This is a genomic window from Fibrisoma limi BUZ 3, from assembly GCF_000296815.2.
GTDB classification, from domain to species: Bacteria; Bacteroidota; Bacteroidia; order Cytophagales; family Spirosomataceae; genus Fibrisoma; species Fibrisoma limi.
Genome location: NZ_CAIT01000005.1, coordinates 216,460 through 240,710 on the forward strand (window position 1 = coordinate 216,460; position 24,251 = coordinate 240,710).

The window sequence follows — 24,251 nt, forward strand, 5'->3', positions numbered from 1 at the left end:
CAGCTTTTATCTTGATTGTGGCTACAAATAGTTCTAATCGAATAACATATTCATAGTGGCTGTTGCAAAAGTAGATCAGTATACAATAGAACTGATCAGGTACTGGTAGGGCAATTACCATTCCGCTTTGTTCAGCCGGCGTAAAGCGCATAAACTTCTTCAAGTTGTAGGCCATGGCCGCCACGTACATCACCTTAGCTGCGGCTTCTCGGCCCCGGGAATTAATTTGGCGTAGACCATAGTAGTTGATCAGACTGCCTAAGACGGGTTCCACAGTTGCCGAACGGATGCGTATCATGCGCTTGCCGAGTCGACTTGATAACCGACCCATCATTCGTTCGTATTGAGCTTTGTAGTAGGTATGATGCAGGCGCTTTTCCTTGGCTTTCTTACCCTTACACTCTTCACTGATAGGACAGCCCCTGCAATCAGAGGTCTTAGCCAAGTATCGCTTCTTGGGGTTACCCTGCTTATCGATCAATAACTTGTCAAAGGCCAAGCGTTTGCCTTGACTACAGGTGTAACTATCACTTCTAGTGTCATAGTGAAAGCCAGGCCGTTCGTCTTTGTACTTGCCATGAGGAGGAATGAAGCCGGTCAGTCCCTTGGTTTCCAATAACTCATAGTTCTCCCCTGAACAATACCCAGCATCGGCCACTACAGTGTTCATTAGTAGACCAAAAAACTTTAAACGGGCCTGAGTTGAATCGACAATCGGCAGTAAGTTGCGGCTATCGCGCCGGTCAGCCGAGCCAGCCTCGATATGGGTGATTACATGCTGAGCGGCATCGACGCTTATGCTGGCCATATACGCTAATTGGCGGGGCTTTCCCGTTTTGAAGGCAATGCGAGCATCGGGATCAGTGGGACTGTAATGAGTGAGATTGCTGACAAGTTGCCCCGCTTTGTTGGGCGCTGCTTTCCGGATGTTCTTGTGAAACCGGTGGATGTGCTGCAAACGATCTGCCGAAGCGGTTAGCCGAGGGGCCTTTGGCTTACCTAACCTGGGATTGGTCTCATACGACCAGATGGCAGGCTTGGGTTTGAGCCGGCTCATCGACGCATTGGCTTTGATATAAGCCGAATCAATGACTTGCGTATGGCCGCTGACAAGCCCTTTGTGGATGCACAAGCCGACGATGTGGCTAAAGCAAGCTTCAAAGACCGTAGCCGGGATGCGTTGGCGGGTCCGTGACAGGGTGCTGTGGCAGGGCAAGGGCTGCTCTAGCCCATAGCCAACAAAGGTGCGGATGCCCAGATGCAGCTTAGCCAGGTCAAGTAGTTTACGATCCGATGTGCTGTTCTCAAAGTGGCCAACCAGCAGCAGCTTGACGAACACCACCGGATCGATAGATGGTCGTCCCATGGTGCTATAGAAGGGCTCAAACAGGGGCCTGATGAAGCTAAAGTCGACCTCCTGTAGCAATTGGAGATAGAAGTAATGAGCTGGCAGGAGTTTAGCCAGCGAAGTGTTCGATGGATGATAGCCGAGCATAGGCTCTTAACCTACTACGCCCTCAAGGTGTTACTTTTGCAACAGCCACCATAGTTATAGAACGGGTCTGGAAATAATATCAAAGATTAACTAAACACCTTGTGTTTCAAATTAGTATTATTCTGATATTTAGAGACTTATTCTACTTTCTCAACCTTCAAAGCCTTAGGTTATGAAACATAAACATATTGTCTTGACTATATTAATCAGTTGTCTTACGTTCAGTTTTATTGGCTGTAGCAAGGTTAGTAATGGTATTCCTCCGTCACCGACCACTAGTAAATTCTTGAAAGGAGCTGATGGACCACCTCTATTGATAGTTGATAATGTAGAGAAGGGATATCTTGATGAGAATAGCCAGGGTAAACTTAACCCTAACCAAATTGATCATATCAAGGTCCTTTCGCCAGCTTCAACCAATGATTTAGTTAGTCAATTTGGGCAAAAAGGCAAAAACGGCGTAGTGCTCATAACAACAAAGAGAGCGGGTAAATAACTGAATTCAATTTGCCAAAACCTACAAAAAGTACAAAACATACTCGGCAACCGCTACCGAGTGTGTTTTGTACTTTTTGTTGAGTAGTTCTATAACTACAGTGGCTGTTGCAAAAGTCTGGACTGGATACAAATTGCCTAATCGACCCGTCAATTTCTGGCTATTTATTTGTTGAAAATGCCCTGTTCATGGAGCTACCATAGGTGAATAGCGACTTTTGCAACAGCCACTGGTGTTTTGTTAAGCCATCGGAATTTACAAACTCTAGCCGGAAGGGTATTAAGGTGGTGAATAAGAATGAGATACTAATTTTTAGAAAGAAGCAAATACAGGTAAATAATTCTGTAAAGTCGATATGAGTGATTGGTTTTTGGATTAATTTTATAGTTTCACCGACTGTACAATACGTTTTACCCTCTGTAACATTTATGCAACGAGCCCAATTAAAGGAGTTTTACGGCTACGCCATCATTCTTGCCGTACTGACGATCGCGCAATTGTATTCTGTTTACGTCGCTTCTACCACCGATCTGCTCCTTACCTGGAAGCACTACGTTGGTTTTGCTGCCACGGGCGTATCGGCTATTCTGCTGCTGCTCCGTCAATCAAAATACCTCTTTTTTGTCCTGGGCCTGACGCTCATGCTAGGCTACGAAAACCTGGTTGGGTTTACGCCGGAACTGGTGTATACCTCAACCCGCTACTATTTTAACAACACCGCCCTGCCGGTATCTTATCAGGATTTTTCGATGTATTTGCTGCTGATCTGGGCCTACGTCGCTCACGGTCGACTGCGGATGATGGCGCAGGCGCTCTTTGTGCGGTCCTGATTAATGTCCGGGCCAGGCCGCGCCAGCGGAGCGCCCCTGCCTGGCCCGGACGTTTACTGAGCCTTTCGCACGAAAAACTTAAAGCCGTTTTCTTCTTTCAACTTCCTGATGTACGGCAGGGAATCCAGGGCCGTTTGCTCAGTCACCTTCTGGCTGAACCAGACGTCCTTGTCGATCTTGCCCCGTACCAGCCAGTCGGGATTGTAATAGTTCGGGTTGGTGACCGGTGGTTTCTGGGTGTAGAAGAATGGACCGTAGCTCCGGTAGCCAAACGCTTTGACGTATACATCTTTGCCCTGCGCGCTCTCGAAGAAACGCATGGCAGCCGCCTGCGAAATAGCTTCAATTCGGCCGATAAAAAACCACAGCGTAAGCGTAATGAACACGGCCATTCCGCCAAACAGGGTCACAATGGCCCGTGATGTTTCACGCTGGTTGAACCACCGCAGGCTTACGATCAGTACGATCAGCAGCCACACGCCCGGTAGTAACTCCCACCCCGTCCAGTTAACCTGGGCGTTCAGATTACCCTGCGTAAACGCATCCTGATCGGCCACGGCCCGGACGTAGTCCATGCCGTAGAGGGCCAGCAGCGGCAGCGCCAGAGTAGCCAGTACGTAAATACCACCTATAACGATTAGCCCAACCCGCATCCAGACATCCATCCGGATTTTGCTGTCTTCCAGTTGCAGCAGGACCAGTGTAGCCAGGTACGTCAGCGGGAAGTAACACATGGACGAATAGTGCACAATTTTAGAGCGTACGATGGTAAATAGAATCAGTACGACCCAGAACAGAATCAGCATCCAGCGCTTGAACTCACGCTGATACGGCCGCTCGATGAATAGCGGTCCCTGCCCGCGAATGGCAAAGATGGACGCCGGGAAACAGCCGACCAACAGCAGGATAAAGTGGTATCCCGGAAAGCCGGCGTGGCCAGCGTCGGGCTGCTTGAACAGGCGGAAGTTGTATGTCAGAAATTCGCGGATGAACGTCGGTCCATGCAGATACGTCTCCAGACCATACCAGGCTATGGAAACCAGCGTAGCGGCAATTGAATAAAAAACAAATTGGATGGGCGTGATAAACCACCGGAAACGACTGAGAATCCAGTAAACGCCCAGGGTCAGGCAAACGATCAGGTACGCCACCGGTCCCTTCGTGTTGATACCCATGCCGAGTACAAAGCCCCCGATGAATAAATAGGCCCACACGCTACGTGGCAGCTTGATGCCCGACAGGCTTTCGCGCTTCCAGGAGGCAAAGATCAGGTTGACCAGTCCGATAAAAATGAACAGGTTGAAAAACGGATCGATAATACCCGAGCGGAAATACAGGTGGGGCGTAACGGAACCCAGATAAGCCAGCGACCAGAGCAGTCCGAAGCGATGGCCATGCAGCTTATAACCCAGGTTATACAGGTAGATGAGCGTAATAATGCCGCAGACGGCATTCGGGAAACGGGCCGCAAACTCATTCGTACCGAACAGGTGCATCGCCAGCGACTGGCACCAGAAAAAGAAGGGTGGTTTTTCGTAAAACGGCTGAAAGTCAACATGGACACGGAGGTAATCACCCAGCACAACCATTTCCCTCGAACACTCCGCAAAATTGATCTCATCCCAGTCGAACAGACGAACGCCCCCCAGAAACGGGATGAATAACAGGGCGCCCAGCACGCCAAACAGGATGGAAAAGAAAAGTTTTTGGTTCATCAACAAAACTGTTAACCACGAAAAAGCCCCACATGCCGAAGCTGCGGGGCCGTAAAATTAGGCAAAAATGGTTCGGAAACGGTATTACTTCTTGCCCCCCAGAAAACGCAGCACCCGGCTGACAAACGCATCGTTGATGCCCAGCGTCCGTTTGATAGTTGTGTAGGTTGCCACGGCTTTCTTGTCCAGCCAGATCAGAATGGCTTTAGCACCATCGTCCGGGCGGGCTTTGTAATTGGTAGCCCGGAGCGTAGGAGTTACGGCTTCCTCCGTGAAATAATACAGTGCAATGGATTTGCGGGTCATGTCTTCCGGACAAAGAATCGGGTCGGGCAGGCCGTGGTACGAATCTTCGTCGGTATTGAAAATGACGCAGCGGTTGAAGATCGGCGCAATTTTCTGCACCACACCGGTCATCTGCCGGTCCCAGAGTTCGAGGTCGCCCCGGTATTCGGGCTTCCAGTCGGGATTCAGGTAAATAAGGAGGTTCACGCGCCGACGCCAGTTGCGCTTGTGCGGGTGGACCGTGAAATCAGCATGAACGTTCAGGAAGCCGTTGCGCTTGGACTGGTGCAGGCCACCTCCCTCGAGCGAATCGTCGGGCAGTAAATTTGGAATACCGGTCAACTGACTGATGTACGAAACGAATCGGGGCGAGTTCAGTTCCCGAATCACCGTCTGAATAAACGGCGGCAGCAGGTCCATCTTGTTGAGGCCATGCTTCTTCTCGTTGACGTGTACGTAGTGAATCCAGCCCGCATCGCCTACCGCCGGAAACTCGGACAATGCCTTCTCGGCAGCCCATTCCTCCAGAAAATTCTCCAGCGCAATGTGCGGATAGGGTTGATTGTGCTGATAGACGCGGGCATCGGTTGGAAGAGAAGCTTGCCAGCGGTCATAGTCGAAAAGCGTATCGGCAGCGGTCGTATTCATTGAGCAAAGGTAACGAGAAACAAAGCTGTTGCCAACGAAACCGTATTCTGAGCAAAAAGATTGCAGTCGATGGAAGAATTAGCCGATATTCGCGCCGACGAAAAAGAGTTTGTGGTTTGTCGTTATCAGCGACCGCACTTAACTACAAACGACAAACCACAAACCAAAACTCAATCCCCATGCTCGCCAATCACCGTTTCACCAGTCTCCCGGCCTACGCCCAGCTCCAGAGCCATTACGAAACCGTTAATCAACAGCATCTGCGTGACCTCTTCGCCGAAGATTCTGAGCGGTTTACGAAATTTTCGCGCCGGTTTGAGGACATTCTGCTCGACTTCTCCAAGAATCGAATCACCGACGAGACCTTTGGACTGTTGCTGCAACTGGCCGAACAGGCGGAACTGAAAGACGCGATCGGCAAGATGTTTTCCGGCGACCGCATCAATCAGACCGAAGACCGTGCGGTGCTGCACGTAGCGCTGCGCAACCGGTCGAATACGCCGATTAATGTCGACGGCAAGGATATTATGCCGGAGGTAAATGAGGTTCTCGACCGCATGAAATCATTCTGCGAGCGTGTTCGATCGGGCGAGTGGAAAGGGTACACCGGCGAAGCCATCACCGATGTTGTGAATATCGGTATCGGCGGCTCCGACCTCGGCCCCGTCATGGTTACGGAAGCCCTGAAGCCGTACGCCAGCGAGAACCTGCGGGTGCATTTCGTGTCCAACGTCGATGGCGTTCATATCTACGAAACGCTCCAGACGGTTAAACCCGAAACGACGCTGTTTCTGATCGCGTCGAAAACGTTTACGACGCAGGAAACGATGACCAATGCCCAGACTGCCCGCCAGTGGTTTTTGGATGCGGCTAAGGACGAAGCGGCCATTGCCAAACACTTTGCGGCCCTGTCGACCAACAGCAAGGAAGTGGCGAAGTTTGGCATTGATACCGAAAATATGTTCGGTTTCTGGGATTGGGTCGGTGGTCGGTATTCGCTCTGGTCGGCCATCGGGCTGTCCATTGCGCTGTACGTCGGGTTCGATAACTTCGAGGAACTCCTGGCCGGTGGGCACGATATGGACCAGCATTTCCGTGATATGCCGTTCGATCAGAATTTGCCGGTGATTCTGGCGCTGGTCGGCATTTGGTACAACAATTTTTTCGGGGCGCAGACGGAGGCCATTCTACCGTATGATCAGTATCTGCACCGGTTCGCGGCTTATTTCCAGCAGGGCGATATGGAAAGTAACGGTAAGTCGGTGGACCGCGACGGTAACCCGGTAGATTACCAGACTGGCCCGATTATCTGGGGCGAACCGGGCACCAACGGGCAGCACGCGTTTTATCAGCTCATTCACCAGGGCACGAAGCTAATTCCGTGCGATTTTCTGGCCCCGGCCATTAGCCAGCGCCCCATTGGCGATCACCACAAGATTCTGATGGCCAATTTCTTTGCGCAAACCGAAGCCCTGATGAACGGCAAGACAGAGGAAGAAGCCGCCGAAGAGCTACGCAAAGCCGGCAAGAGCGAAGACGAGATTGCGAAACTGGCTCCCTTCAAGATGTTTTCGGGCAACCGGCCAACCAACTCGATTCTGTTTCAAAAGCTGACACCACGCACGCTGGGCCGCCTGATCGCGCTGTACGAGCACAAGATTTTTACGCAGGGAGTAATCTGGAATATCTTCAGTTTTGACCAGTGGGGCGTTGAGCTGGGTAAGCAACTGGCGAGCCGGATTTTGCCTGAACTTCAGGATGATACGCCAATAAGCAATCACGACAGTTCTACTAACGGTCTGATTAATAGTTTTAAGCAGTTACGTAAAATCTAAAAACATCATACGTCATAAGTAGTTATATGGGGTGTGTCCGAGCGGATACACCCTTTTTTATTCACTATATAAACGTTATGACAACTATGAAATGTAAGCACACTTTACTGGCCCTGGGCCTGTCTTCGATTGGTCTCGCGTACGGTCAGACCACCTCTACTATGTCTTCCACAACGAGCACATCTACCTATAGCTCTGGGACATATAATGCGGGCAGTACAACCGATACGATCCGGGCGACTTCGACGGATACCCAGATGTCATCACCGATGAATACCAATTCATCGACTGGCTCGATGAGCACCCCAGCCACAAATAGCTACAACAGCGCTACCACGACGACTACGACAACCACTACGTCGGACATGGGTACTATGAATACCAGCTCAAACCGCGACGCCAACGGTCGCCGGGCGGATGGTAAGCAGGGCCGCTTTGGTATCTATGCCGGTGTGAACGCATCGCAATTTATCGGCGAACCGATTGCCGGCGACGAAACAACGGGCCGGGTTGGTTATCAACTGGGTCTGTACGGCCGGACGGGCGGTACGATCTTCGGCCAGATTGGGGCCGAATTCCGGGCGTCATCAACAGAATTGTTCCGGCGGGGTGGCGGTCAGACAGTAGGCGACTTGCGCGATCGGATTGACCAGTACTTCATCGCCGTACCTATTTTCATCGGGGTACGTGCCGGTGGTCCGCTGGGCTTCCGCGCGCAGATTGGTCCTGAACTGGCTACGTTGTTTGCCATTGGCGACAATAACTTCCAGTTTGGCAACGATGATCTGAACCGCCTGATTCTGAACGGGGTGGCCGACATCGGTATCAATCTCGGGCCATTGACTTTGGACGCGTTCTACAACCGTGGATTCGTGAACGTATTCGACCAGGGTGCCGATACCAAGCGTCAGATCATTGGTCTGAATCTGGGCCTGCGCTTCTAGAAACATTTTGCTAGTAGAGACCGACTACGGCTAAAGGTTGTAGCTGGTCCAGGAAAAGCCACATCATCGAATGTGGCTTTTTGTATTTTTCGCAGGTCATGTTTCATATGTGAATAGTATAGGGCATTATCTATTGTAATTTAATAAACATAATTACTACATAGATGTTGTAGGGTTGTAATTCAGGTAATTGGGTTACGTGTAATATAAACTAATCGAATCATGCAGAAGACACTCACTTGTTTATTGATTTTGATGATTGGCGTAGCAAATGCTCAGAACACAACGGGGTCTACTTCCTACACGCCTTCATCCACTCCAAATCCATCACCCATTACGACCGACAGTACCCGGGTGGTCAACCCCGCTCCCAATGCGGTGACGCCGTCGAGCCCAACCTCCGGCAACCAGACCTATTCAACGGCTCCTCAGGGAAGCTTCAATACGGGCACGTCTGTAAATTCGGCTCCTGCTACGAATACATACGGCACGACGACCACGGATACGTACAGCACGAATACCGACACCCGGATGCGCGACAAGCGGGCGTATGATTACAAAAACTTTGTTTTCGGTATCTATGCGGGTTTGAACTCAACTCGTTTCAGCGGAGAGGACATCGACGGCGATAACCTGCGTGGACGGCTGGGGTATCAGGCTGGTTTCTTCGTGCGGGGTGGCAAGCGGTTATACGGTCAACTGGGTGCCGAGTTCTTTGCGTCAAGTTCGAATTTCTACCGGCCGGGCGATGGCTCGTCGGTCGACGAAATTGAAGACAACATCAACATCCAGTATGTTCAGATTCCGGTGTACATCGGCTACAAGCTGGTTGAGTCGGACCGGGGTATCTCGGCGGTGCGGTTGCAGATAGGTGCTGAATACGCGAACCGGATCAACTCAAATAGTGGTAATTTTAACCTGAGCAACTCAGAAATAAAAAGCGGTACGTTCAACGCCCTGGGGCAAGTGGGCTTCGACATCGGTCCGTTACTGATTGACCTGACGTATCACCACGGCCTGAGCGATGCATTGGAGGGTACTGGCTTTCCTGGATCACAGCGTCGGATCCTGAGTGCCAGTGTTGGCTTCAAATTCTAAACGAAGGTGACGCATCAGACAAAACCGCCCGAAATGGCGGTTTTTTGTTTTTTATGATCGTTTACTCTAGCAATTCAGTAAACATTCCTTTCTGGCCGGAGTTTCATAAGTGAGAATAAAGTGGTATTAATCAACTCAACACGTTATGAAAAATCATGTAACAGCAGCCCTGCTGGCCGTAGGGGTATTTGGAACAGGTTTGGTATTCGGCCAACGAAATTCGTATAATGAGCGGTATGATCGCTCCCGGGATTACGACGACCGGTCATATCGGCGCGACGACGCCCGGCGCGACGACTATCGGATGAGTGACCGACGCGACGACGCCCGACGCTACCGGGATGATCGCCGGATGTTCGATGACCGCGATCGCTACCAGATGGACGAACGACTCCGCGAGCGGCAGGACGATCGCCGGAACCAGAGCGTAGATGATATCCTGGATGAACGACGCGACTACGTCCGTCGGCGGGAGCAAAACGACAACTACGACAACCGGTATCGCGAAGAACGCATGGATCAACGGCGGTTCGATCGTTTCGATCTGGGCAAAGCTTACGATGAAGGTTACGACGATGGGCGGTCCGACGCTGAGCAGACGCGGAAAAAGCAAAAACGTGAAGATTACAAAAACTTTACGGTTGGTGTGTACGCTGGTGCGAACTCAACCCGGTTTGAAGGCGAAGATGTAGAAGGTAATCAATTGAGTGGCCGCCTGGGCTATCAGTTGGGTTTGTTTGTACGGGGCGGTGGCCGGCTGTACGGACAGATCGGGGCGGAGTACCTGACATCCAGCAATGATTTCTACCAGCCCGGCGACGGTACGTCTCCTGAAGGGATCATCAATAACATTGATCAGAAATACCTGCACATTCCGGCTTATATTGGTTTCAAGCTGGCCGAGTCAGATCGCGGTATCTCGGCGGTACGGTTGCAGGTAGGGGCCGAATACGCTACGCCACTGGGTGTCAACAACAACGAGTTCAATTTCGAACGGTCTGATTTTAACAACGCTACCATCAATGGTCTGGCGAGCATAGGCTTTGATGCTGGTCCGCTCATGGTCGGTTTCGTGTATCACTACGGCTTTGCTGATGTATTGAAAAACACGGAGAACTCGAAACGCCGGATTCTGGGTGTAAACGTTGGATTTAAGTTTTAAAAAAACAAAGTCGTAAGTCTGCGAGTCGTAGGTTGTAAGTTTGTGATAGGAAGTGAGTGCGCTGGAAAGACACTTACAACCTGCCTGCTTGCGACTTACGACTTTGTTTATGAATACGCTGTTTCCCATTTTCGTTAAGATTGAAAACCTGAACACGCTGGTCGTCGGCGGTGGGTACGTAGGGCTCGAAAAACTGACCGCTTTGCTCTCGAACGCGCCCGACGCACCCGTTACGCTCGTAGCCCCGGAAATTCGCGACGAAATCCGCGAACTGGCGCAGCAGCATCCGAATTTGACCCTGATTCAGGAACGCTACCAGGCGGAGTATCTGCAGGGGCGGGACCTGGTCATTGTCGGCACCAACGACAAGGCCGTGAACCGCCAGGTACAGCAGGACTGCAAGGCCCGTCAACTACTGGTCAACGTGGCTGATACACCCGATTTGTGCGATTTTTACCTGAGTTCGGTCGTGAAGAAAGGCGACCTGAAAGTTGCTATCTCGACCAACGGCAAATCGCCTACCTTTGCCAAACGATTCCGTGAGGTACTGGAGGAAATCCTCCCCGACAGTTTGCAGGAAACCCTCGATAACCTGACGGCCATCCGGAATCAGCTCAAAGGCGACTTCGTCCAGAAGATGGAGAAGCTGAACGAAATTACGAAGGTACTACGGTAACTCATTGCCCTTTCACCTGCTATGCATACACGCTCCTTTCTTCCGAAGGTTGGCTTCGTGGTTGGTTTGTTGCTACCCGCTCTGGTAAGTCAGGCTCAGCCAGGTCAGGCCGAACCGGATCAATCCCTGATAAACGGGAAGGCGTTTACCCGCCACGTTCAGACGCTGTCATCTAATGCGTTTGAAGGTCGTAAACCGTTCACGTCTGGCGAGACAAAAACCATCCAATACCTCAAAACAACCTTTGAAAAGCTGGGACTGCAACCCGGCAACGGGTCCAGCTACTTTCAGGACGTACCGATGGTCGACATCGCGTCGGTACCGGCAGGGCCGCTGGTGCTGAAAGGGAAAACGGAAACGCTGTCGCTTAAGCCACTGGAGGATTTTGTAGCCACTACGCCCCGGGTGCAGAAACAGGTGTCGCTCGATAAGTCGGAACTGGTTTTTGTCGGGTATGGCATCGTGGCCCCGGAATTTGGCTGGAACGATTACGCTGGGCTGGACGTGAAAGGCAAGACCGTAGTGGTGCTGGTAAACGACCCCGGCTCAGTTGACAGTACGTTGTTCAAAGGCAACACCATGACGTACTACGGCCGCTGGATCTACAAGTACGAAGAAGCTGCCCGGCAGGGAGCCGCCGGGGTGTTGATTGTGCACGAATCAAAGGCTGCCAGTTACGGCTGGTCGGTTGTCCGCAATAGCTTTTCCAAGTCAAAGCTGTACCTGAAAAGTGACGACGGCAATCAGTCGCGGGCGTTGGTTGAAGGCTGGCTGACGCTCGATGCCGCCCGGAAACTGTTCAGCTCAGCGGGGCTATCGACCGAGTTGTTCCGGCAGGCCGGTCAGAAAGGATTCAGACCGGTGCCGATGGGCGTTCGGGCGTCGATCACGCTGGACAACACCATCAAGGAGTCTGTTTCCCGGAACGTACTGGCGGTGCTGCCGGGCACGACCCGCCGGGACGAATGCATCATCTACTCGGCTCACTGGGATCACCTCGGCAAGGGCGAACCGGTTAAGGGGGATTCGATTTTCAACGGAGCCGTCGATAATGCAACCGGTACGGCCGCCGTGCTGGAAATTGCCGAAGCCTTTACCAAATTGAAGACGAAACCGGCCCGGTCGGTGGTGTTTTTGCTCGTTACGGCCGAGGAGCAGGGACTGCTGGGGTCGGAGTACTACGCCCAACACCCCGTGTTTCCGCTCAACAAGACTGTCGCCAACCTGAACATCGACGCTCTGCAGCCCATCGGCCGCACAAAGGACATCATTATTGTCGGTAAAGGGCAGTCGGAACTGGACGACTACGTAGTGGCGGCTGCGGGCCGACAAAATCGCACGATCCGGGGTGAGTTCAATCCCTCGGCGGGCAGCTACTTCCGGTCCGATCACTTCAACTTTGCCAAAGTGGGAGTGCCCTCGCTCTATCTGAAAGCCGGTGTCAATTCGGTGACTAAGGGCGCGGCCTGGGGAAATGCGCAGTTTGAAGACTATAACCTGAACCGCTACCACACCCCGGCGGACGAATACGCGCCGAACTGGGACCTCTCGGGTGTAATTGAAGACATGCAGATTCTGTTCAATGTGGGATATCGGCTGGCTACACAAACGAATTTCCCGAATTGGAAACCCGGCTCCGAATTTAAGGCCGCTCGGGATAAAATGATGGGCAAATAGGTCCGTAGGGCCGGACGCCCGAAGTCGTGTATTATCTACAGACAGAAGTCAGGTCAGCTCAAAAGTGACTGAACAATGAAGTGGCCCCGAAGATCCCCTGGAACGTTACCGGCTGGTCGCGCAGAATGAGGAAATAGATCAGGCCAGCCAGGACCAGATAGCCGACGGCGAGCCACTTTTTCTTCTGCTCAAACTCGGCGGGGTGGTGATGGTAGTCGTAAATCATGGAAGCCGACAGCCCCAGTACCATCAGAAAGAACGAGAAGATACCGAAATCTGTTCGGTACGTACGGAGGGCCTGCAGGAAGTGCGCGCCTGACACAATATAAAGCAGCCAGCAGCCAAAACCCGCCCGGTACAGGTAGACACTCAGCCGACGGTCGTTTTTTAGGTCGAATAGGTCTTCGGTGAATTTTTCGGACATGGCAGGCTCGGTTTGAGTTGGTGAATATACGAACGTACCTTTATAAACGCAACAATACAATGCTTGATTCTCAAACGGTTGAATCAGCTCAGCAATTTAATACCATGCACGTTGAGCTGGTGCGCGTCGACGACGCTTTTCATTTTCAGGCTACTGGAACCGCCGGTGTTGCCCTTGATATTGATGGATCGACAGACATTGGTGGCCATAACGCCGGGGCCCGGCCGATGGAAATGCTGCTTATGGGCCTGGCCAGTTGTTCGGCCATTGACGTAATCCTGATCCTGAAAAAGCAGAAGCAGGTAATCGACGATTTCCGCCTGCGCGTCGACGGCCTGCGGGAGAAAGATGCCACGCCCGCGCCGTTCCAGAAGATCCACATCACGTACCTGCTGAAAGGCCAACTGGACGCCAACAAGGTGCAGCGGGCCATCGACCTGTCGATGGATAAGTACTGTTCCGCTACGGCGCAGCTTCGCCCAACGGCCGAGATCACGTATTCGTTTGAAATAGCGTAAAGACAGAGTAGAGGTATTCGCTGAGGCATACAGTACGTTGTGCACTTCCCGGATACCTTTATTATTGTTCTGTTAACGATTGTTTATCTGGGGAAAGGGGTAAAATTAAAGCCATATATTCGTTATTTTTGGCAAACCCCTCTTCTATATGATCTCGATTAACTCTACCAAGCAATCGCATCATCATCATGACCACCTGACCAGTGAGGTGGTAGCCTGCCAGAACTGCGACCACGAGTACACGGGCCGCTATTGTAGCCAGTGCGGCCAGCGGGCCGATACGCACCGGATCAACTGGCACTACATCTGGCACGAGATTCCGCATAGTGTCTGGCACGTTGACCACGGCATTGCGTACACCCTGCGCCAGTTAACGGTTCGTCCCGGCCATACCATCCGAGAGTTTCTGGAGGGGAAACGGGTTAATCACTACCGCCCGCTGGCCCTGCTGCTGATGCTCAGTGCAGTTCTTCTGTTCGTGCAGCACGGTCTTGGGGTGAGCTACATGAAGGCCAGTCAGGCAATGCTTGACTCGAAGCAGGCGTCTGCTGATGCACAAGCATTTCAGAATCAACTGTTTGAGTGGATGGACCATAATCAGACGCTGGTTTATATTCTGATGATTCCGTTTTTAGCCTTTGGTAACTGGTTTATGTTCCGCCGACAGCGTTACAACTATCCCGAAATGATGGTCGTACAGACGTTTGTCACCAACTTCACTATGTTGATGTCGCTGGCGATTGTCGTCCTGTTCTGGGCGCTGGGCGGATCAGTTGAAGCGTATAAGATCATTATGGGTGTATCGGTAGTGGCGATGTTTGGCTATTACGCCCTGACTTACTATCAGTTATTTCAGGGCCGATTAGGGATATTCTCCGTAGTGTGGCGTTCGGTAGTTGCCTATGCACTTAGCTACCTGCTGTTTATCGCCCTGGGCATGTTAATAGGTATTGGGTACGGCGTTTATTTAGGTATCACTAAATCATCTACCTTTAAACCCGAAAAACCAGCTACGACCGTCCAACAATCGCATTAATGCAACAATACCACGATCTACTCCGTCATATTCTCGACAACGGCACCCGTAAAACCGACCGTACCGGAACCGGTACCATCAGTGTTTTTGGTTACCAGATGCGCTTTAATCTCCAGGATGGCTTTCCGCTGCTGACGACCAAGAAGGTTCACACAAAATCGATTATCCACGAACTGCTGTGGTTCATCAAAGGGGATACGAACATCCGGTACCTGAAAGATAACGGCGTGAGTATCTGGGATGAATGGGCCGACGAAAACGGCGACCTGGGACCGGTGTATGGTAAGCAGTGGCGAAGCTGGGCCGCGCCCGACGGGCAAGTCATTGATCAGTTGCAGGACGTATTGAACCAGTTGAAGCGGAATCCGGATTCGCGCCGGATGATTATTTCGGCCTGGAACCCGGCCGACGTTCCCAGTATGGCCCTGCCACCCTGCCACCTGCTGATGCAGTTCTATGTGGCCGATGGTAAACTCTCGTGCCAGCTCTACCAGCGCAGCGCCGACGTGTTTCTGGGCGTTCCGTTCAACATTGCATCATACGCTCTGCTGACGATGATGATTGCCCAGGAATGCGGCTACGAAGCTCATGAATTCATCTGGACGGGCGGAGATACGCATCTCTACCTGAATCATCTGGAGCAGGTCGAAACGCAGCTCGCGCGTGAACCTCGCCCCCTGCCGACCATGCGGCTGAACCCGGATGTGACGTCAATCTTCGACTTTACCTACGACGACTTTACGCTCGAAAACTACAATCCCTGGCCGGCTATTAAAGCCCCCGTCGCCGTTTAAGCCAACGTTGTATGGAGTTCTATGACCAGATCATCAGTCCGGCGGATGCGGCTGTCGCTACGTGGCAGGATCAGTCGTTCGAGCAGTGTACGTTTAAAAAACTGGATCTGACGCGAATGACCCTGATCGGTTCAAGCTTTGTGGATTGCCGCTTTGAGGACTGTAACCTGTCGGGAGTGGGGCTGAAAAACACCAAGCTTTACGACGTCAGTTTTAGTAACTGCAAGCTGCTTCAGGTTGATTTTGGCGTGTGCGATCCCTTTGGTTTTCACGTTGATTTTCGAGGGTGCCAGCTCGACCATGCGGTTTTCCTGAACCGCAAGCTGAAAAAAGCGACGTTCGTGGATTGTTCAATCAGAGAAGCTTTCTTCCTGAAATGCGACCTGACCGGGACAGCTTTCAATAATTGCAACCTTGAGCTAACCAGGTTCGAAGAGAACAACCTGACTCAGGCGGATTTCGCTACGTCGTACAACCTGGTGCTGAACCCGGACGAAAATAACCTGAAAAAGGCCCGCTTTTCGCTGCACAGCCTGCCGGGACTATTGGTCAGGTATGATCTCGTTGTAGTACCGTAGCCAGCCGCCTTTAATGCAACTGCTGGGGGCGGTAGTTTGCCAGAAAGGCACGGGCACTTGTCGGGCGGGGTCGGGCCAGGGGCGGAAAGGGCCAGTGGCGGTACAGCACAACGGCCCCTACGACGAATACCGAATTGGCACACCCAATCGTGACGTACCAGAACCATTCGGGCGGAAAAAACCGGTACGTGCTCTCAACCACAAAGGCTGCGTAAAGACCCGTAACGGACGCGCCCATACCGACGTAGTGCCAGCGCAGCCAGGTAGACAGCACCGATCTGAACGCCATCGGCACCAGGCCAATCAGGAGGGCAACAATACTCCCTACCGCCCCCCAGTGAATGATGCAGAACCGGCCAAACAGGTAGTAGATCTGAAAGGCTGTCAGCAGCAGCACTATCATGCTCAGCACATAAATCCGGCCGATGAGCCGGTGACTGCGTGTTCCCTTCGTTGAAAATATAACCCTTGTTCCTGAAACCATCGCCGTCAATGCAGCCGCCACATGCACGGCGCTGACAGGCGAGTGCATAATCATTTGCATACGTTGAGTAAAGCCGGGCATCTTCCTGCCTCATCCGTTCGTCACGGCCCGGCTTACAAACGTTACTGCCTGTGTCGGGAAAGTGTTGCGCGAAAAGGATTTAATGGACCAATTTATGAGTGACGTTTCCTGTCGTTGGTTGATCAGCGCCCTTGATTCTGCAAACGCTGGTACTCACGCTCAACGGCATCGGGGCCATCGCCAGAACGGTACACCCGGACGTAGTGGGCGAGAAGCCCAAACCCCCAGCCCAGGGTCATGAACAGCGGCCACGGGAAGATACCAATCCGGCGATCAACACCAAAGGTTAGTACCAGGTAGATAGTCCAGACGAGGATGTTTACGAACACGTACGAGCGGAAGTGTTGCTTGAAGCCGACCCGGGCCTGGGCTTGTTTCCAAAGGTGCGGGTCGCGGTTGGGAGGGGTTGGGTGTTCGGATTCCATAGGTGTTTGGTTTAAAAGTGAAACAGGTATGAATTACGCCGTCGTCGGCTGGCGATCCGTTAATGTCGGCCTGGTCGGTTGGATGAAGCGATCTTTGTTTTTACGAATGAGCCAGGCTCCAACCACCGTAGTGGCCAGGGTAGCGATCATCACCACAGGCCAGAACGCCCGCATCGGTACGGCCCGGACCAGCGTTTCGGCCCAGAAGGCCGCGTACAGCCCCACCACCGACCAGTTCATAAAATAATAGTGGTAGATCAGCCACCCATTGATCCGGTGGCGAAACAGCACTGGAACCATCCCGGCCACAATCGACCCACTACTGATCAGGGCTGCGATGTGGAAAGGACCGAAATGACCAAAGAGATCGTAGATCAGGAAGGCCGTTACGTTCAGAACACCCATAGCGCCCACATAGCCGTAGCCAATGCGTTTGTGGGTGGTTGTCCCTTTTTTACCCAGCAGGACAATGGCTCCCAGAAGCATGGCCAGCAGCGCCGAACAAATGTGTACGAGTCCCGTTGTTGAGTGAATCATGGAATGAATGGGTTAGGTTGATGGGATAAAGGTAGCGTTGGGGGGCGCGGGCGGGCGGGCAAATCTGACCAATTGCCTAACTTGCGGAGTAAATTACTCAATTCGTATGACGAATGCCGAAATTGTTGACCGGCTCGAACTGACCGGCCGGTTAATGGAACTCCACGATTACGACGCCTTTAAAATACGTGCTTTCAGCTCGGCTGCGTTCAATCTTGATAAGTCGACCGCCGACCTGGCAAACCTGCCCGTTGAGGAACTGGTGAAACTGCCGGGGGTGGGTAAGTCCGTCGCGCACAAAATCCGGGAGATCGTCGAAACCGGCCATCTGACCGACCTGGATAACCTGCTGGCCGAGACGCCCGAGGGGGTGATGGAAATGTTCCGGATCAAAGGCCTGGGTGCGAAGAAAATCCGGACGCTCTGGCACGAACTCGGCATCGATAACCTGCGCGATCTGCAATTGGCGGGCGAGAACGGTCAGATTGCCAAAATCAAGGGGTTCGGAGCCAGTACGCAGGAAAAAATCCTGAACTCGCTCATGTTTCTGCAGGAGCAGAAAGGCAAAGTGCGGATGGACCGGGCTGCCATGCTGGCCAATGTGCTGCACGACGAACTGGCGAACCACTTTAAACGGGTCGACATCACCGGGCAGGTACGTCGGAAAGCACAGGAGGTCGATACCATCCAGCTATTGATCGAAACCAGCGATCCGGTAGGGGCGCAGCGCTATCTGAACGGCCTGCCGATGCTGGTGCAGAACGAACAGGAGTCGTCGCCATTTGCGTGGCGGGGGCGGATGGAAGGCAGCGACGTAGGCATCGAACTGCTTATGTTTCCGGCCGATCAGATCGATCGTCAACTGTTCATCCAGACGGCTGCTGAGCCGCATCTCCAACAGGTCGGTTCGGCCAATGTATCGCTGCTCCAGGCCGCGCTGACCGTACCGAACGCATCGGAGGAAGGGATTTACGAACGGGCTGGACTGCCGTTTATCGTACCCGAAATGCGCGAGGATGAGTTCGCCTTTCGCTGGGCCAGCCACCATCAAAACGACGAGCTGGTCACCTGGGATGATCTGCGGGGTACGCTCCATAACCACAGCACCTGGTCGGACGGGAAGCAATCCATCGCCGACATGGCCGCCTACTGCCGTGAACTGGGCCTGACGTATTTCGGTATTGCCGATCACTCTAAAACGGCCACCTACGCCAATGGGCTTGATGTCGATCGGGTGCGGGCACAGCATGCCGAGATCGATCAGCTGAACGCCCAGTTCGGCGACGATTTTACAATTTTTAAAGGTATCGAATCGGATATTCTGGGCGATGGTTCGCTGGATTACGACGATGCTACGCTGGCAACCTTTGACTACGTAGTGGCGTCGGTCCACCAGACCCTGACCATGACAATCGAAAAAGCGACAACGCGACTTCTGCGGGCCATCGAGAACCCGTACACAACCATTCTGGGTCACCCGACCGGCCGGTTGCTGCTGGCGCGTGAGGGCTATCCAATTGACCACCGGGCGGTTATCGATGCCTGCGCTTATCATAACGTAGTGGTTGAAATCAATGCCAGTCCGTACCGGCTCGACATCGACTGGCGCTGGATCGACTACGCCATGGAACGAGGGGTAATGCTGAGCATCAATCCCGACGCGCATGACCTGGCAGGGCTGCTGGACATGCACTATGGGGTGGCTGTGGGCCGGAAAGGTGGCCTGACCAAAACCATGACATTTAATGCCCTGACTCTTACCGAGATGAAGGCGTATCTGCAAAAACGAAAAAAACGGTGACTTATCGGGTAGAAAGGGCTTAAATCCAGGATTTTTTGTATTATTACGACTATTCCTACTTCCCTTTAGATGCGCGTTCGTTTACTCCTGCTGATCCAGCTTGGCTGGCTACTCCCTTATACGCTGCTGGCGCAGAAAACACCGGTCTATTCCCTGACCGGTTACGTTCGTGAGGCTATTTCGGGCAAGCCCATTGCGGGCGTAACGGTTTTTGTGCAGAATAACCGGAAAGGTACCCGCACGGGCAACGACGGCTATTTTGTACTACCCCTGCCCGAAGGCAAGTATACCGTTCGGTTTTCGCACGTGGGCTACATTGCCAAAACCGAATCGGTAACGCTCAACAAACTGCTCCTGCTTAATGTTGAACTGGCCGAAGATTCGCAGTATTTGCAGGAAGTAGTGGTCCAGACTGAAGCGCCCGACCGCAACGTCCGCAAGGTCGAAATGGGCGTTACGCAATTGAGTATCAAGAATATCAAGCGGATTCCGGCGTTTATGGGCGAGGTTGACATTGTCCGGAGTCTGTTGTTGCTGCCTGGTGTCACAACGGTCGGGGAGGGGGCTACGGGCTTCAACGTGCGCGGAGGCAGTGTGGATCAGAATCTGGTCCTGCTGGATGAGATTCCGCTGTTTAACACCAGTCACCTGTTCGGCTTTTTCTCGGTATTCAACCCCGATGTTGTTCGGGACGCCACCCTGCACCGGGGCGGCATTGCGGCCGGGTACGGTGGGCGGGCGTCGTCGGTGCTGGACATTAAGGTTAAGGAGCCGGAAACCGAAAAATGGTCGCTCAACGGCGGCATCGGGCTCGTATCGAGCCGGTTGGGTGTGGAGGGCCCCGTCATTCCCCGCAAACTGTCGGTGCTGGCGGCAACGCGGGTGTCGGTCAACGATTTTCTGTTTCAACTCGGCCCACCCACTCTTCGGGGCACCAAAGCCAATTTCTACGACCTGACCACGAAGGTGAAGTTTCAGCCGAATGAACAGCATACCGTTACGTTTACCGGCTACGTCAGCCGGGACGTTTTCAAGCTGCCGTCCGATTCGCTGGCGAGTCTGGAGATCAATGCATCTTCTACCCGTTTCGATTATGAGACGATGGCCGGGTCGCTGCGCTGGAACTACTTCATCAGCAAGCGGTTCAACCTGGCCACAACGGCCATCTGGAGCCGCTACCAGACCGAAACCTCGGTACCCGATTCGTCCAACGCATTCCGCTTGCAGGCCGAAGTGATGCATCGTCAGCTTCGTTCGGATCTGAGCATCAACGTGAATGACAAACACCAGGTGCAGACCGGAGCCAGCCTGATCGACTACAGCATTCAGCCGAACCGATTGGTGCCGGGGCCGTTTTCAAATGTGCTGCCGGTTACGCTGCCCATCGAGCGGGCCTATGAGGTGGCTGCCTACGTTCAGGACGACTGGAACCTGACCCCTACGGTAGCTTTGCAGATCGGCCTGCGGTATTCGACACTGCTGAACCGCGGCCCGGCCGATGTGCGGATGTACTCGCCCGAGTTACCCCGTGAGCCGGGAACGGCCTCGTCGGAGCGGGAATATGGTGCCGGAAAAATTTACCATCATGCGGGGGGACTGGAACCCCGGCTGGCGGTACGCTGGAACCTGGCCCCGGGGCAGTCTATTAAAGCGGGCTACCACCGGTTGCGGCAGTACATCAACCTGATCACGAACACCACGGCCGCCCTGCCTACCTCGCGCTGGAAACTGGCCGACCAGAACGTCAGCCCCGTCATTGCCGATCAGTGGTCGCTGGGGTACTTCCGGAACGTGAACAACGACGCCATTGAGCTATCAGCCGAAATTTATTACAAAGCCCTCCGCAATGCGCTTGACTACAAGGATGGGGCTGATCTGACCCTGAACCCCCTGCCCGAAACGGATTTGTTGCAGGGAAGCGGGCAGGCTTACGGACTGGAAACACAACTGCGAAAAAACAAAGGCGCCTGGACGGGATGGGTCAGTTACACGTACGCCCGAACCTTCCTGACCATTGATAGTCCGTTTCTCGAAGAGCGAATCAATGGAGGACGGGCCTATCCTGCCAATTACGACAAGCCGCATACCCTCAACGCGACGGCCACGTACCGGCCGAGTCTGCGTTTCAGCCTGTCGTTGAACTTTACCTACAGCACCGGGCGTCCCATTACGCAACCCTACGGCCGGGCCGTCATCAATGGAGTGCGGGTACCGATTTTCGTAAACCGAAACCAGGAGCGGATACCGGATTATCACCGGCTCGATTTCTCGATGCTGTTCGAGCAGGACCCCGCCAAGCAGCGCCGGGTACAGCAAAGCTGGGTGTTTGCGATTTACAACGTCTACGCCCACAAGAACGCCTACTCGGTCTTTTACCGCTTCGACCCCCGGCAGGATAAGGATGCGTTCAAACTGGCCATTTTCGGGTCGGCGTTTCCGTCGCTCACCTGGAATTTTAAATTTTAGATCGTTAACTACCTGATTTTAGCCGCTGACATGACTTTGCATAGATTCATTTTCTCCCTGCTCCTTTCTTCCTGCCTGCTTGGCTGCGTGACGCCGTACCAGCCGGAGGTAAAGAGCATTCCGAGGGCGGTGGTGGTCGAAGGGCTCATTACCGATCAGCCGGGGCCTTATACGGTCAACCTGACCTACACGAGCGATTACACCAACGTAGCCCTCAACCTGCGGGTGAGTGGAGCGCAGGTGGCCATTGTGGATGATCAGGGACGACGGCAGGCCCTGCGCGAGCTGGGAAGCGGCAGCGGAGTTTACCAGACCCCGGCCGACTATCGGGGGCAGGCAGGGCGGACGTACCGACTGGAGTTTACGACGGGTGATGGCAAACGGTACCAGTCGAAGCCTGAACTGCTCAAAGCGGCCCCCAAAATCGACAGCATCTATGCAGAATATTCGGAGTCGCCGATTGCCGGGACACTGGCGTTCGACAAAGGGTTTAACATTTACATCGACACCCGCGACCCGGCTACGACGGGCGATTACTACCGCTGGCGCTGGACCCACTACGAACCGATCAGCATCTGTGCCATCCGGCAGGTGCCTAATTCCAATCCGGGGATCGAGTACAGCTATCCCTGCTGTTCAGAATGCTGGGACATCGTTCGGTGTTACGGCAACGCCTGCATCAACGTAGCCAGCGATGCACTCATCAACGGCCGGGCCATCAGCCGACAGCTTGTCCTGCGCGCGCCCTATGAATCGACCAGTCGGTACTACGTAGAAATCGAACAGCAGTCCATGACGCGTGAGGCTTATAACTTCTGGAGCCGTGTCGACAAGCTGACTAACAGCAACGGGAGTATCTTCGACGCAGCCCCGGCCGGTATCCAGGGAAATATAGTTTGTGTGAGCAATCCCGACGAGCCCGTTTACGGCTTCTTTGGCGCGTCGGGCTCGTCGCTGGTGCCGTATACGCTGAATCGGGGCGGCATTTCATCGCCCCCCAATATCCGACCAACACCACCTCCGTTTCCCCCGGGGCCGCCACCGCCCTGTGCGGTCTGTGAAGATAGCCAGTACCGAACACCTACGAAGCCCCGCTGGTGGGTATATTGAGCGGTTCGGAACCGAACAATCAGTCGATTTTTATCAAAATAAACCATTCAGTAACCCGGTTGGCAACTGTTTGATATACCGCCCGAAAAACAATAATTTCGCGTAAAGTTTCAGTTATGGCCACCCCGGTTAAGTTTCTGATTATACGCTTCTCGTCTATCGGTGATATTGTCCTGACAACGCCTGTTGTTCGTTGCCTGAAACAGCAGGTACCGGGCGCCGAGGTGCATTTCTGCACGAAAAAAGGATACCAGTCGCTACTGGAACACAATCCGTATATTGATAAGCGGTTCTATCTGGAAACGAGCCTGTACGATCTGCTGAAACAACTACGCGCCGAACGCTACGACTACGTAATTGATCTGCACAATAATCTGCGGACCAGCCTGCTCAAGGCGGGCCTCGGCGTTAAATCGTATAGCTTCGATAAGCTTAATATCCGCAAGTGGTTCTACGTCCGCTGGAAGGTGAACGTCATGCCGAACCAGCACATCGTGGATCGCTACATGGCTACGGTGCGGCCGTTTGGGGTGGAGAACGACGAACAGGGGCTGGATTACTTTATTCCGTACAAAGATCAGGTTGAAACGGACTGGTTGCCTGTTACACACCAGGAAGATTTTGTGGCTTACGCGATCGGCGGGCAGCACGCGACCAAGAAACTGCCCGTTCCCCGGATGATCGAGCTATGTCGGAAAATCAACTACCCGATTGTACTGCTGGGCGGTAAGGAAGACCGTGAGGCTGGGGAGGAAATTGTGCGGGCGGTGGGCAAGCGGCTCATCTACAACGCCTGCGGCCAATATAATCTCAACCAATCGGCATCGTTGTTAGCGCGGGCGCGGGTGGTGTTCAGTCATGATACCGGCCTGATGCATATTGCGGCTGCCCTGAAAAAGAAAATCTACTCCATCTGGGGTAACACAACCCCTCATTTCGGCATGTATCCCTACAAGACCAACTTCGTCGTGTTGGAAAAGACGGGGCTGGAATGCCGACCCTGTTCTAAAATTGGTTTTGAGCAGTGCCCTATGCGCCACTTCAATTGCATGAACCAGCTCTCGTTCGATTTTGAAGTAAAAGAACTCCGGCAGAAAAAGCGGATCGAATAACCGCCAAAAAGCGGCCCGACCAAT

The 24,251-nt window shown here is 53.2% G+C and carries 22 protein-coding genes and 1 pseudogene; 16 read left to right on the top strand and 7 right to left on the bottom strand.

Annotated elements, in window-relative coordinates; genetic code table 11:
- Positions 1 to 31: 31 nt before the first annotated feature.
- Positions 32 to 1,495 (bottom strand): annotated as a pseudogene (locus tag BN8_RS05725) (IS1182 family transposase); the annotation flags it as partial.
- 172 nt (positions 1,496 to 1,667) lie between these two features.
- Between BN8_RS05725 and BN8_RS05730 the strand changes: the two are divergent.
- Positions 1,668 to 1,991: a hypothetical protein gene (locus tag BN8_RS05730; protein ID WP_040005481.1), complete on the top strand. Its 324-nt coding sequence runs from the start codon at positions 1,668 to 1,670 to the stop codon at positions 1,989 to 1,991.
- 428 nt (positions 1,992 to 2,419) lie between these two features.
- Complete coding sequence (locus tag BN8_RS05735; RefSeq protein ID WP_009280868.1) at positions 2,420 to 2,821, top strand: hypothetical protein; 402 nt, start codon at positions 2,420 to 2,422, stop codon at positions 2,819 to 2,821.
- Positions 2,822 to 2,874: 53 nt separating this feature from the next.
- Here the strand turns inward: BN8_RS05735 and BN8_RS05740 are convergent, their stop codons facing one another.
- Both BN8_RS05740 and BN8_RS05745 read right to left on the bottom strand, forming a co-directional pair.
- Positions 2,875 to 4,536: an ArnT family glycosyltransferase gene (locus BN8_RS05740; RefSeq protein ID WP_009280869.1), complete on the bottom strand. Its 1,662-nt coding sequence runs from the start codon at positions 4,534 to 4,536 to the stop codon at positions 2,875 to 2,877.
- Positions 4,537 to 4,620: 84 nt separating this feature from the next.
- Positions 4,621 to 5,469, bottom strand: a complete 849-nt coding sequence (locus tag BN8_RS05745) for a 2OG-Fe(II) oxygenase (RefSeq protein WP_009280870.1) — start codon at positions 5,467 to 5,469, stop codon at positions 4,621 to 4,623.
- A 179-nt stretch (positions 5,470 to 5,648) separates the two neighbouring features.
- Here BN8_RS05745 and pgi point away from each other — a divergent pair, with 179 nt between their 5' ends.
- The 6 genes from pgi to BN8_RS05775 all read left to right on the top strand — a co-directional run bounded on the left by pgi (position 5,649) and on the right by BN8_RS05775 (position 12,861).
- On the top strand, positions 5,649 to 7,304 hold the full coding sequence (gene pgi, locus BN8_RS05750) for a glucose-6-phosphate isomerase (protein WP_040005482.1): 1,656 nt from the start codon (positions 5,649 to 5,651) through the stop codon (positions 7,302 to 7,304).
- Between the two features lie 161 nt (positions 7,305 to 7,465).
- Positions 7,466 to 8,248 carry a porin family protein gene (locus tag BN8_RS05755; RefSeq protein WP_051041012.1) on the top strand — a complete coding sequence of 261 codons (783 nt, stop codon included), beginning with the start codon at positions 7,466 to 7,468 and terminating at the stop codon, positions 8,246 to 8,248.
- Positions 8,249 to 8,470: 222 nt separating this feature from the next.
- Positions 8,471 to 9,346 carry an outer membrane beta-barrel protein gene (locus BN8_RS05760; protein WP_009280873.1) on the top strand — a complete coding sequence of 292 codons (876 nt, stop codon included), beginning with the start codon at positions 8,471 to 8,473 and terminating at the stop codon, positions 9,344 to 9,346.
- A 145-nt stretch (positions 9,347 to 9,491) separates the two neighbouring features.
- Positions 9,492 to 10,508, top strand: a complete 1,017-nt coding sequence (locus tag BN8_RS05765; RefSeq protein ID WP_009280874.1) for an outer membrane beta-barrel protein — start codon at positions 9,492 to 9,494, stop codon at positions 10,506 to 10,508.
- A 109-nt stretch (positions 10,509 to 10,617) separates the two neighbouring features.
- Entirely contained in the window at positions 10,618 to 11,184 is a 567-nt protein-coding gene (locus BN8_RS05770; RefSeq protein ID WP_009280875.1) for a precorrin-2 dehydrogenase/sirohydrochlorin ferrochelatase family protein, read from the top strand.
- A 21-nt stretch (positions 11,185 to 11,205) separates the two neighbouring features.
- Entirely contained in the window at positions 11,206 to 12,861 is a 1,656-nt protein-coding gene (locus BN8_RS05775) for a M28 family metallopeptidase (protein WP_009280876.1), read from the top strand.
- Positions 12,862 to 12,919: 58 nt separating this feature from the next.
- On the opposite strand, the gene BN8_RS05780 is transcribed toward BN8_RS05775, so the two are convergent.
- Complete coding sequence (locus tag BN8_RS05780) at positions 12,920 to 13,285, bottom strand: hypothetical protein (protein ID WP_009280877.1); 366 nt, start codon at positions 13,283 to 13,285, stop codon at positions 12,920 to 12,922.
- A gap of 59 nt (positions 13,286 to 13,344) precedes the next feature.
- On the opposite strand from BN8_RS05780, the gene BN8_RS05785 reads away from it, so the two are divergent.
- The 4 genes from BN8_RS05785 (at position 13,345) to BN8_RS05800 (ending at position 16,211) form a co-directional block, all read left to right on the top strand.
- Positions 13,345 to 13,803, top strand: coding sequence for an OsmC family protein (locus BN8_RS05785; protein ID WP_009280878.1), 459 nt, complete (start codon positions 13,345 to 13,347; stop codon positions 13,801 to 13,803).
- 148 nt (positions 13,804 to 13,951) lie between these two features.
- A complete protein-coding gene (locus BN8_RS05790; RefSeq protein WP_009280879.1) occupies positions 13,952 to 14,839 on the top strand; it encodes a DUF3667 domain-containing protein in 888 nt (295 codons plus the stop codon).
- On the top strand, positions 14,839 to 15,633 hold the full coding sequence (locus BN8_RS05795) for a thymidylate synthase (RefSeq protein WP_009280880.1): 795 nt from the start codon (positions 14,839 to 14,841) through the stop codon (positions 15,631 to 15,633). The genes BN8_RS05790 and BN8_RS05795 overlap by 1 nt, the downstream gene beginning before the upstream one ends.
- Before the next feature lie 11 nt (positions 15,634 to 15,644).
- The gene (locus BN8_RS05800) at positions 15,645 to 16,211 is read left to right on the top strand and encodes a pentapeptide repeat-containing protein (protein ID WP_009280881.1); all 567 of its coding nucleotides are present in this window, start codon (positions 15,645 to 15,647) and stop codon (positions 16,209 to 16,211) included.
- Between the two features lie 10 nt (positions 16,212 to 16,221).
- Here BN8_RS05800 and BN8_RS31545 read toward each other — a convergent pair whose 3' ends face one another.
- The 3 genes from BN8_RS31545 to BN8_RS05815 all read right to left on the bottom strand — a co-directional run bounded on the left by BN8_RS31545 (position 16,222) and on the right by BN8_RS05815 (position 17,738).
- A complete protein-coding gene (locus BN8_RS31545) occupies positions 16,222 to 16,755 on the bottom strand; it encodes a DUF2306 domain-containing protein (protein ID WP_144051596.1) in 534 nt (177 codons plus the stop codon).
- Between the two features lie 143 nt (positions 16,756 to 16,898).
- On the bottom strand, positions 16,899 to 17,201 hold the full coding sequence (locus BN8_RS05810; RefSeq protein ID WP_009280883.1) for a 2TM domain-containing protein: 303 nt from the start codon (positions 17,199 to 17,201) through the stop codon (positions 16,899 to 16,901).
- Positions 17,202 to 17,234: 33 nt separating this feature from the next.
- A complete protein-coding gene (locus tag BN8_RS05815) occupies positions 17,235 to 17,738 on the bottom strand; it encodes a DUF2306 domain-containing protein (protein ID WP_009280884.1) in 504 nt (167 codons plus the stop codon).
- A gap of 106 nt (positions 17,739 to 17,844) precedes the next feature.
- On the opposite strand from BN8_RS05815, the gene BN8_RS05820 reads away from it, so the two are divergent.
- The 4 genes from BN8_RS05820 to BN8_RS05835 all read left to right on the top strand — a co-directional run bounded on the left by BN8_RS05820 (position 17,845) and on the right by BN8_RS05835 (position 24,227).
- Entirely contained in the window at positions 17,845 to 19,539 is a 1,695-nt protein-coding gene (locus BN8_RS05820) for a helix-hairpin-helix domain-containing protein (RefSeq protein ID WP_009280885.1), read from the top strand.
- Positions 19,540 to 19,608: 69 nt separating this feature from the next.
- Entirely contained in the window at positions 19,609 to 22,005 is a 2,397-nt protein-coding gene (locus BN8_RS05825) for a TonB-dependent receptor (RefSeq protein WP_009280886.1), read from the top strand.
- 30 nt (positions 22,006 to 22,035) lie between these two features.
- Complete coding sequence (locus BN8_RS05830; RefSeq protein WP_009280887.1) at positions 22,036 to 23,115, top strand: DUF4249 domain-containing protein; 1,080 nt, start codon at positions 22,036 to 22,038, stop codon at positions 23,113 to 23,115.
- 116 nt (positions 23,116 to 23,231) lie between these two features.
- On the top strand, positions 23,232 to 24,227 hold the full coding sequence (locus BN8_RS05835) for a glycosyltransferase family 9 protein (RefSeq protein ID WP_009280888.1): 996 nt from the start codon (positions 23,232 to 23,234) through the stop codon (positions 24,225 to 24,227).
- Positions 24,228 to 24,251: the final 24 nt, after the last annotated feature.

Excerpts from the sequence above, each read along its gene's own strand:
- BN8_RS05785 (WP_009280878.1), top strand. The coding sequence starts at position 13,345 with ATGCTTGATTCTCAAACGGTTGAATCAGCTCAGCAATTTAATACCATG.
- BN8_RS31545 (WP_144051596.1), bottom strand. The coding sequence starts at position 16,755 with ATGCAAATGATTATGCACTCGCCTGTCAGCGCCGTGCATGTGGCGGCT.
- pgi (WP_040005482.1), top strand. The coding sequence starts at position 5,649 with ATGCTCGCCAATCACCGTTTCACCAGTCTCCCGGCCTACGCCCAGCTC.
- BN8_RS05730 (WP_040005481.1), top strand. The coding sequence starts at position 1,668 with ATGAAACATAAACATATTGTCTTGACTATATTAATCAGTTGTCTTACG.
- BN8_RS05765 (WP_009280874.1), top strand. The coding sequence starts at position 9,492 with ATGAAAAATCATGTAACAGCAGCCCTGCTGGCCGTAGGGGTATTTGGA.
- BN8_RS05770 (WP_009280875.1), top strand. The coding sequence starts at position 10,618 with ATGAATACGCTGTTTCCCATTTTCGTTAAGATTGAAAACCTGAACACG.
- BN8_RS05780 (WP_009280877.1), bottom strand. The coding sequence starts at position 13,285 with ATGTCCGAAAAATTCACCGAAGACCTATTCGACCTAAAAAACGACCGT.
- BN8_RS05740 (WP_009280869.1), bottom strand. The coding sequence starts at position 4,536 with ATGAACCAAAAACTTTTCTTTTCCATCCTGTTTGGCGTGCTGGGCGCC.
- BN8_RS05820 (WP_009280885.1), top strand. The coding sequence starts at position 17,845 with ATGACGAATGCCGAAATTGTTGACCGGCTCGAACTGACCGGCCGGTTA.
- BN8_RS05775 (WP_009280876.1), top strand. The coding sequence starts at position 11,206 with ATGCATACACGCTCCTTTCTTCCGAAGGTTGGCTTCGTGGTTGGTTTG.
- BN8_RS05825 (WP_009280886.1), top strand. The coding sequence starts at position 19,609 with ATGCGCGTTCGTTTACTCCTGCTGATCCAGCTTGGCTGGCTACTCCCT.
- BN8_RS05795 (WP_009280880.1), top strand. The coding sequence starts at position 14,839 with ATGCAACAATACCACGATCTACTCCGTCATATTCTCGACAACGGCACC.
- BN8_RS05835 (WP_009280888.1), top strand. The coding sequence starts at position 23,232 with ATGGCCACCCCGGTTAAGTTTCTGATTATACGCTTCTCGTCTATCGGT.
- BN8_RS05790 (WP_009280879.1), top strand. The coding sequence starts at position 13,952 with ATGATCTCGATTAACTCTACCAAGCAATCGCATCATCATCATGACCAC.
- BN8_RS05735 (WP_009280868.1), top strand. The coding sequence starts at position 2,420 with ATGCAACGAGCCCAATTAAAGGAGTTTTACGGCTACGCCATCATTCTT.
- BN8_RS05745 (WP_009280870.1), bottom strand. The coding sequence starts at position 5,469 with ATGAATACGACCGCTGCCGATACGCTTTTCGACTATGACCGCTGGCAA.
- BN8_RS05755 (WP_051041012.1), top strand. The coding sequence starts at position 7,466 with ATGTCTTCCACAACGAGCACATCTACCTATAGCTCTGGGACATATAAT.
- BN8_RS05760 (WP_009280873.1), top strand. The coding sequence starts at position 8,471 with ATGCAGAAGACACTCACTTGTTTATTGATTTTGATGATTGGCGTAGCA.
- BN8_RS05810 (WP_009280883.1), bottom strand. The coding sequence starts at position 17,201 with ATGGAATCCGAACACCCAACCCCTCCCAACCGCGACCCGCACCTTTGG.
- BN8_RS05800 (WP_009280881.1), top strand. The coding sequence starts at position 15,645 with ATGGAGTTCTATGACCAGATCATCAGTCCGGCGGATGCGGCTGTCGCT.
- BN8_RS05830 (WP_009280887.1), top strand. The coding sequence starts at position 22,036 with ATGACTTTGCATAGATTCATTTTCTCCCTGCTCCTTTCTTCCTGCCTG.
- BN8_RS05815 (WP_009280884.1), bottom strand. The coding sequence starts at position 17,738 with ATGATTCACTCAACAACGGGACTCGTACACATTTGTTCGGCGCTGCTG.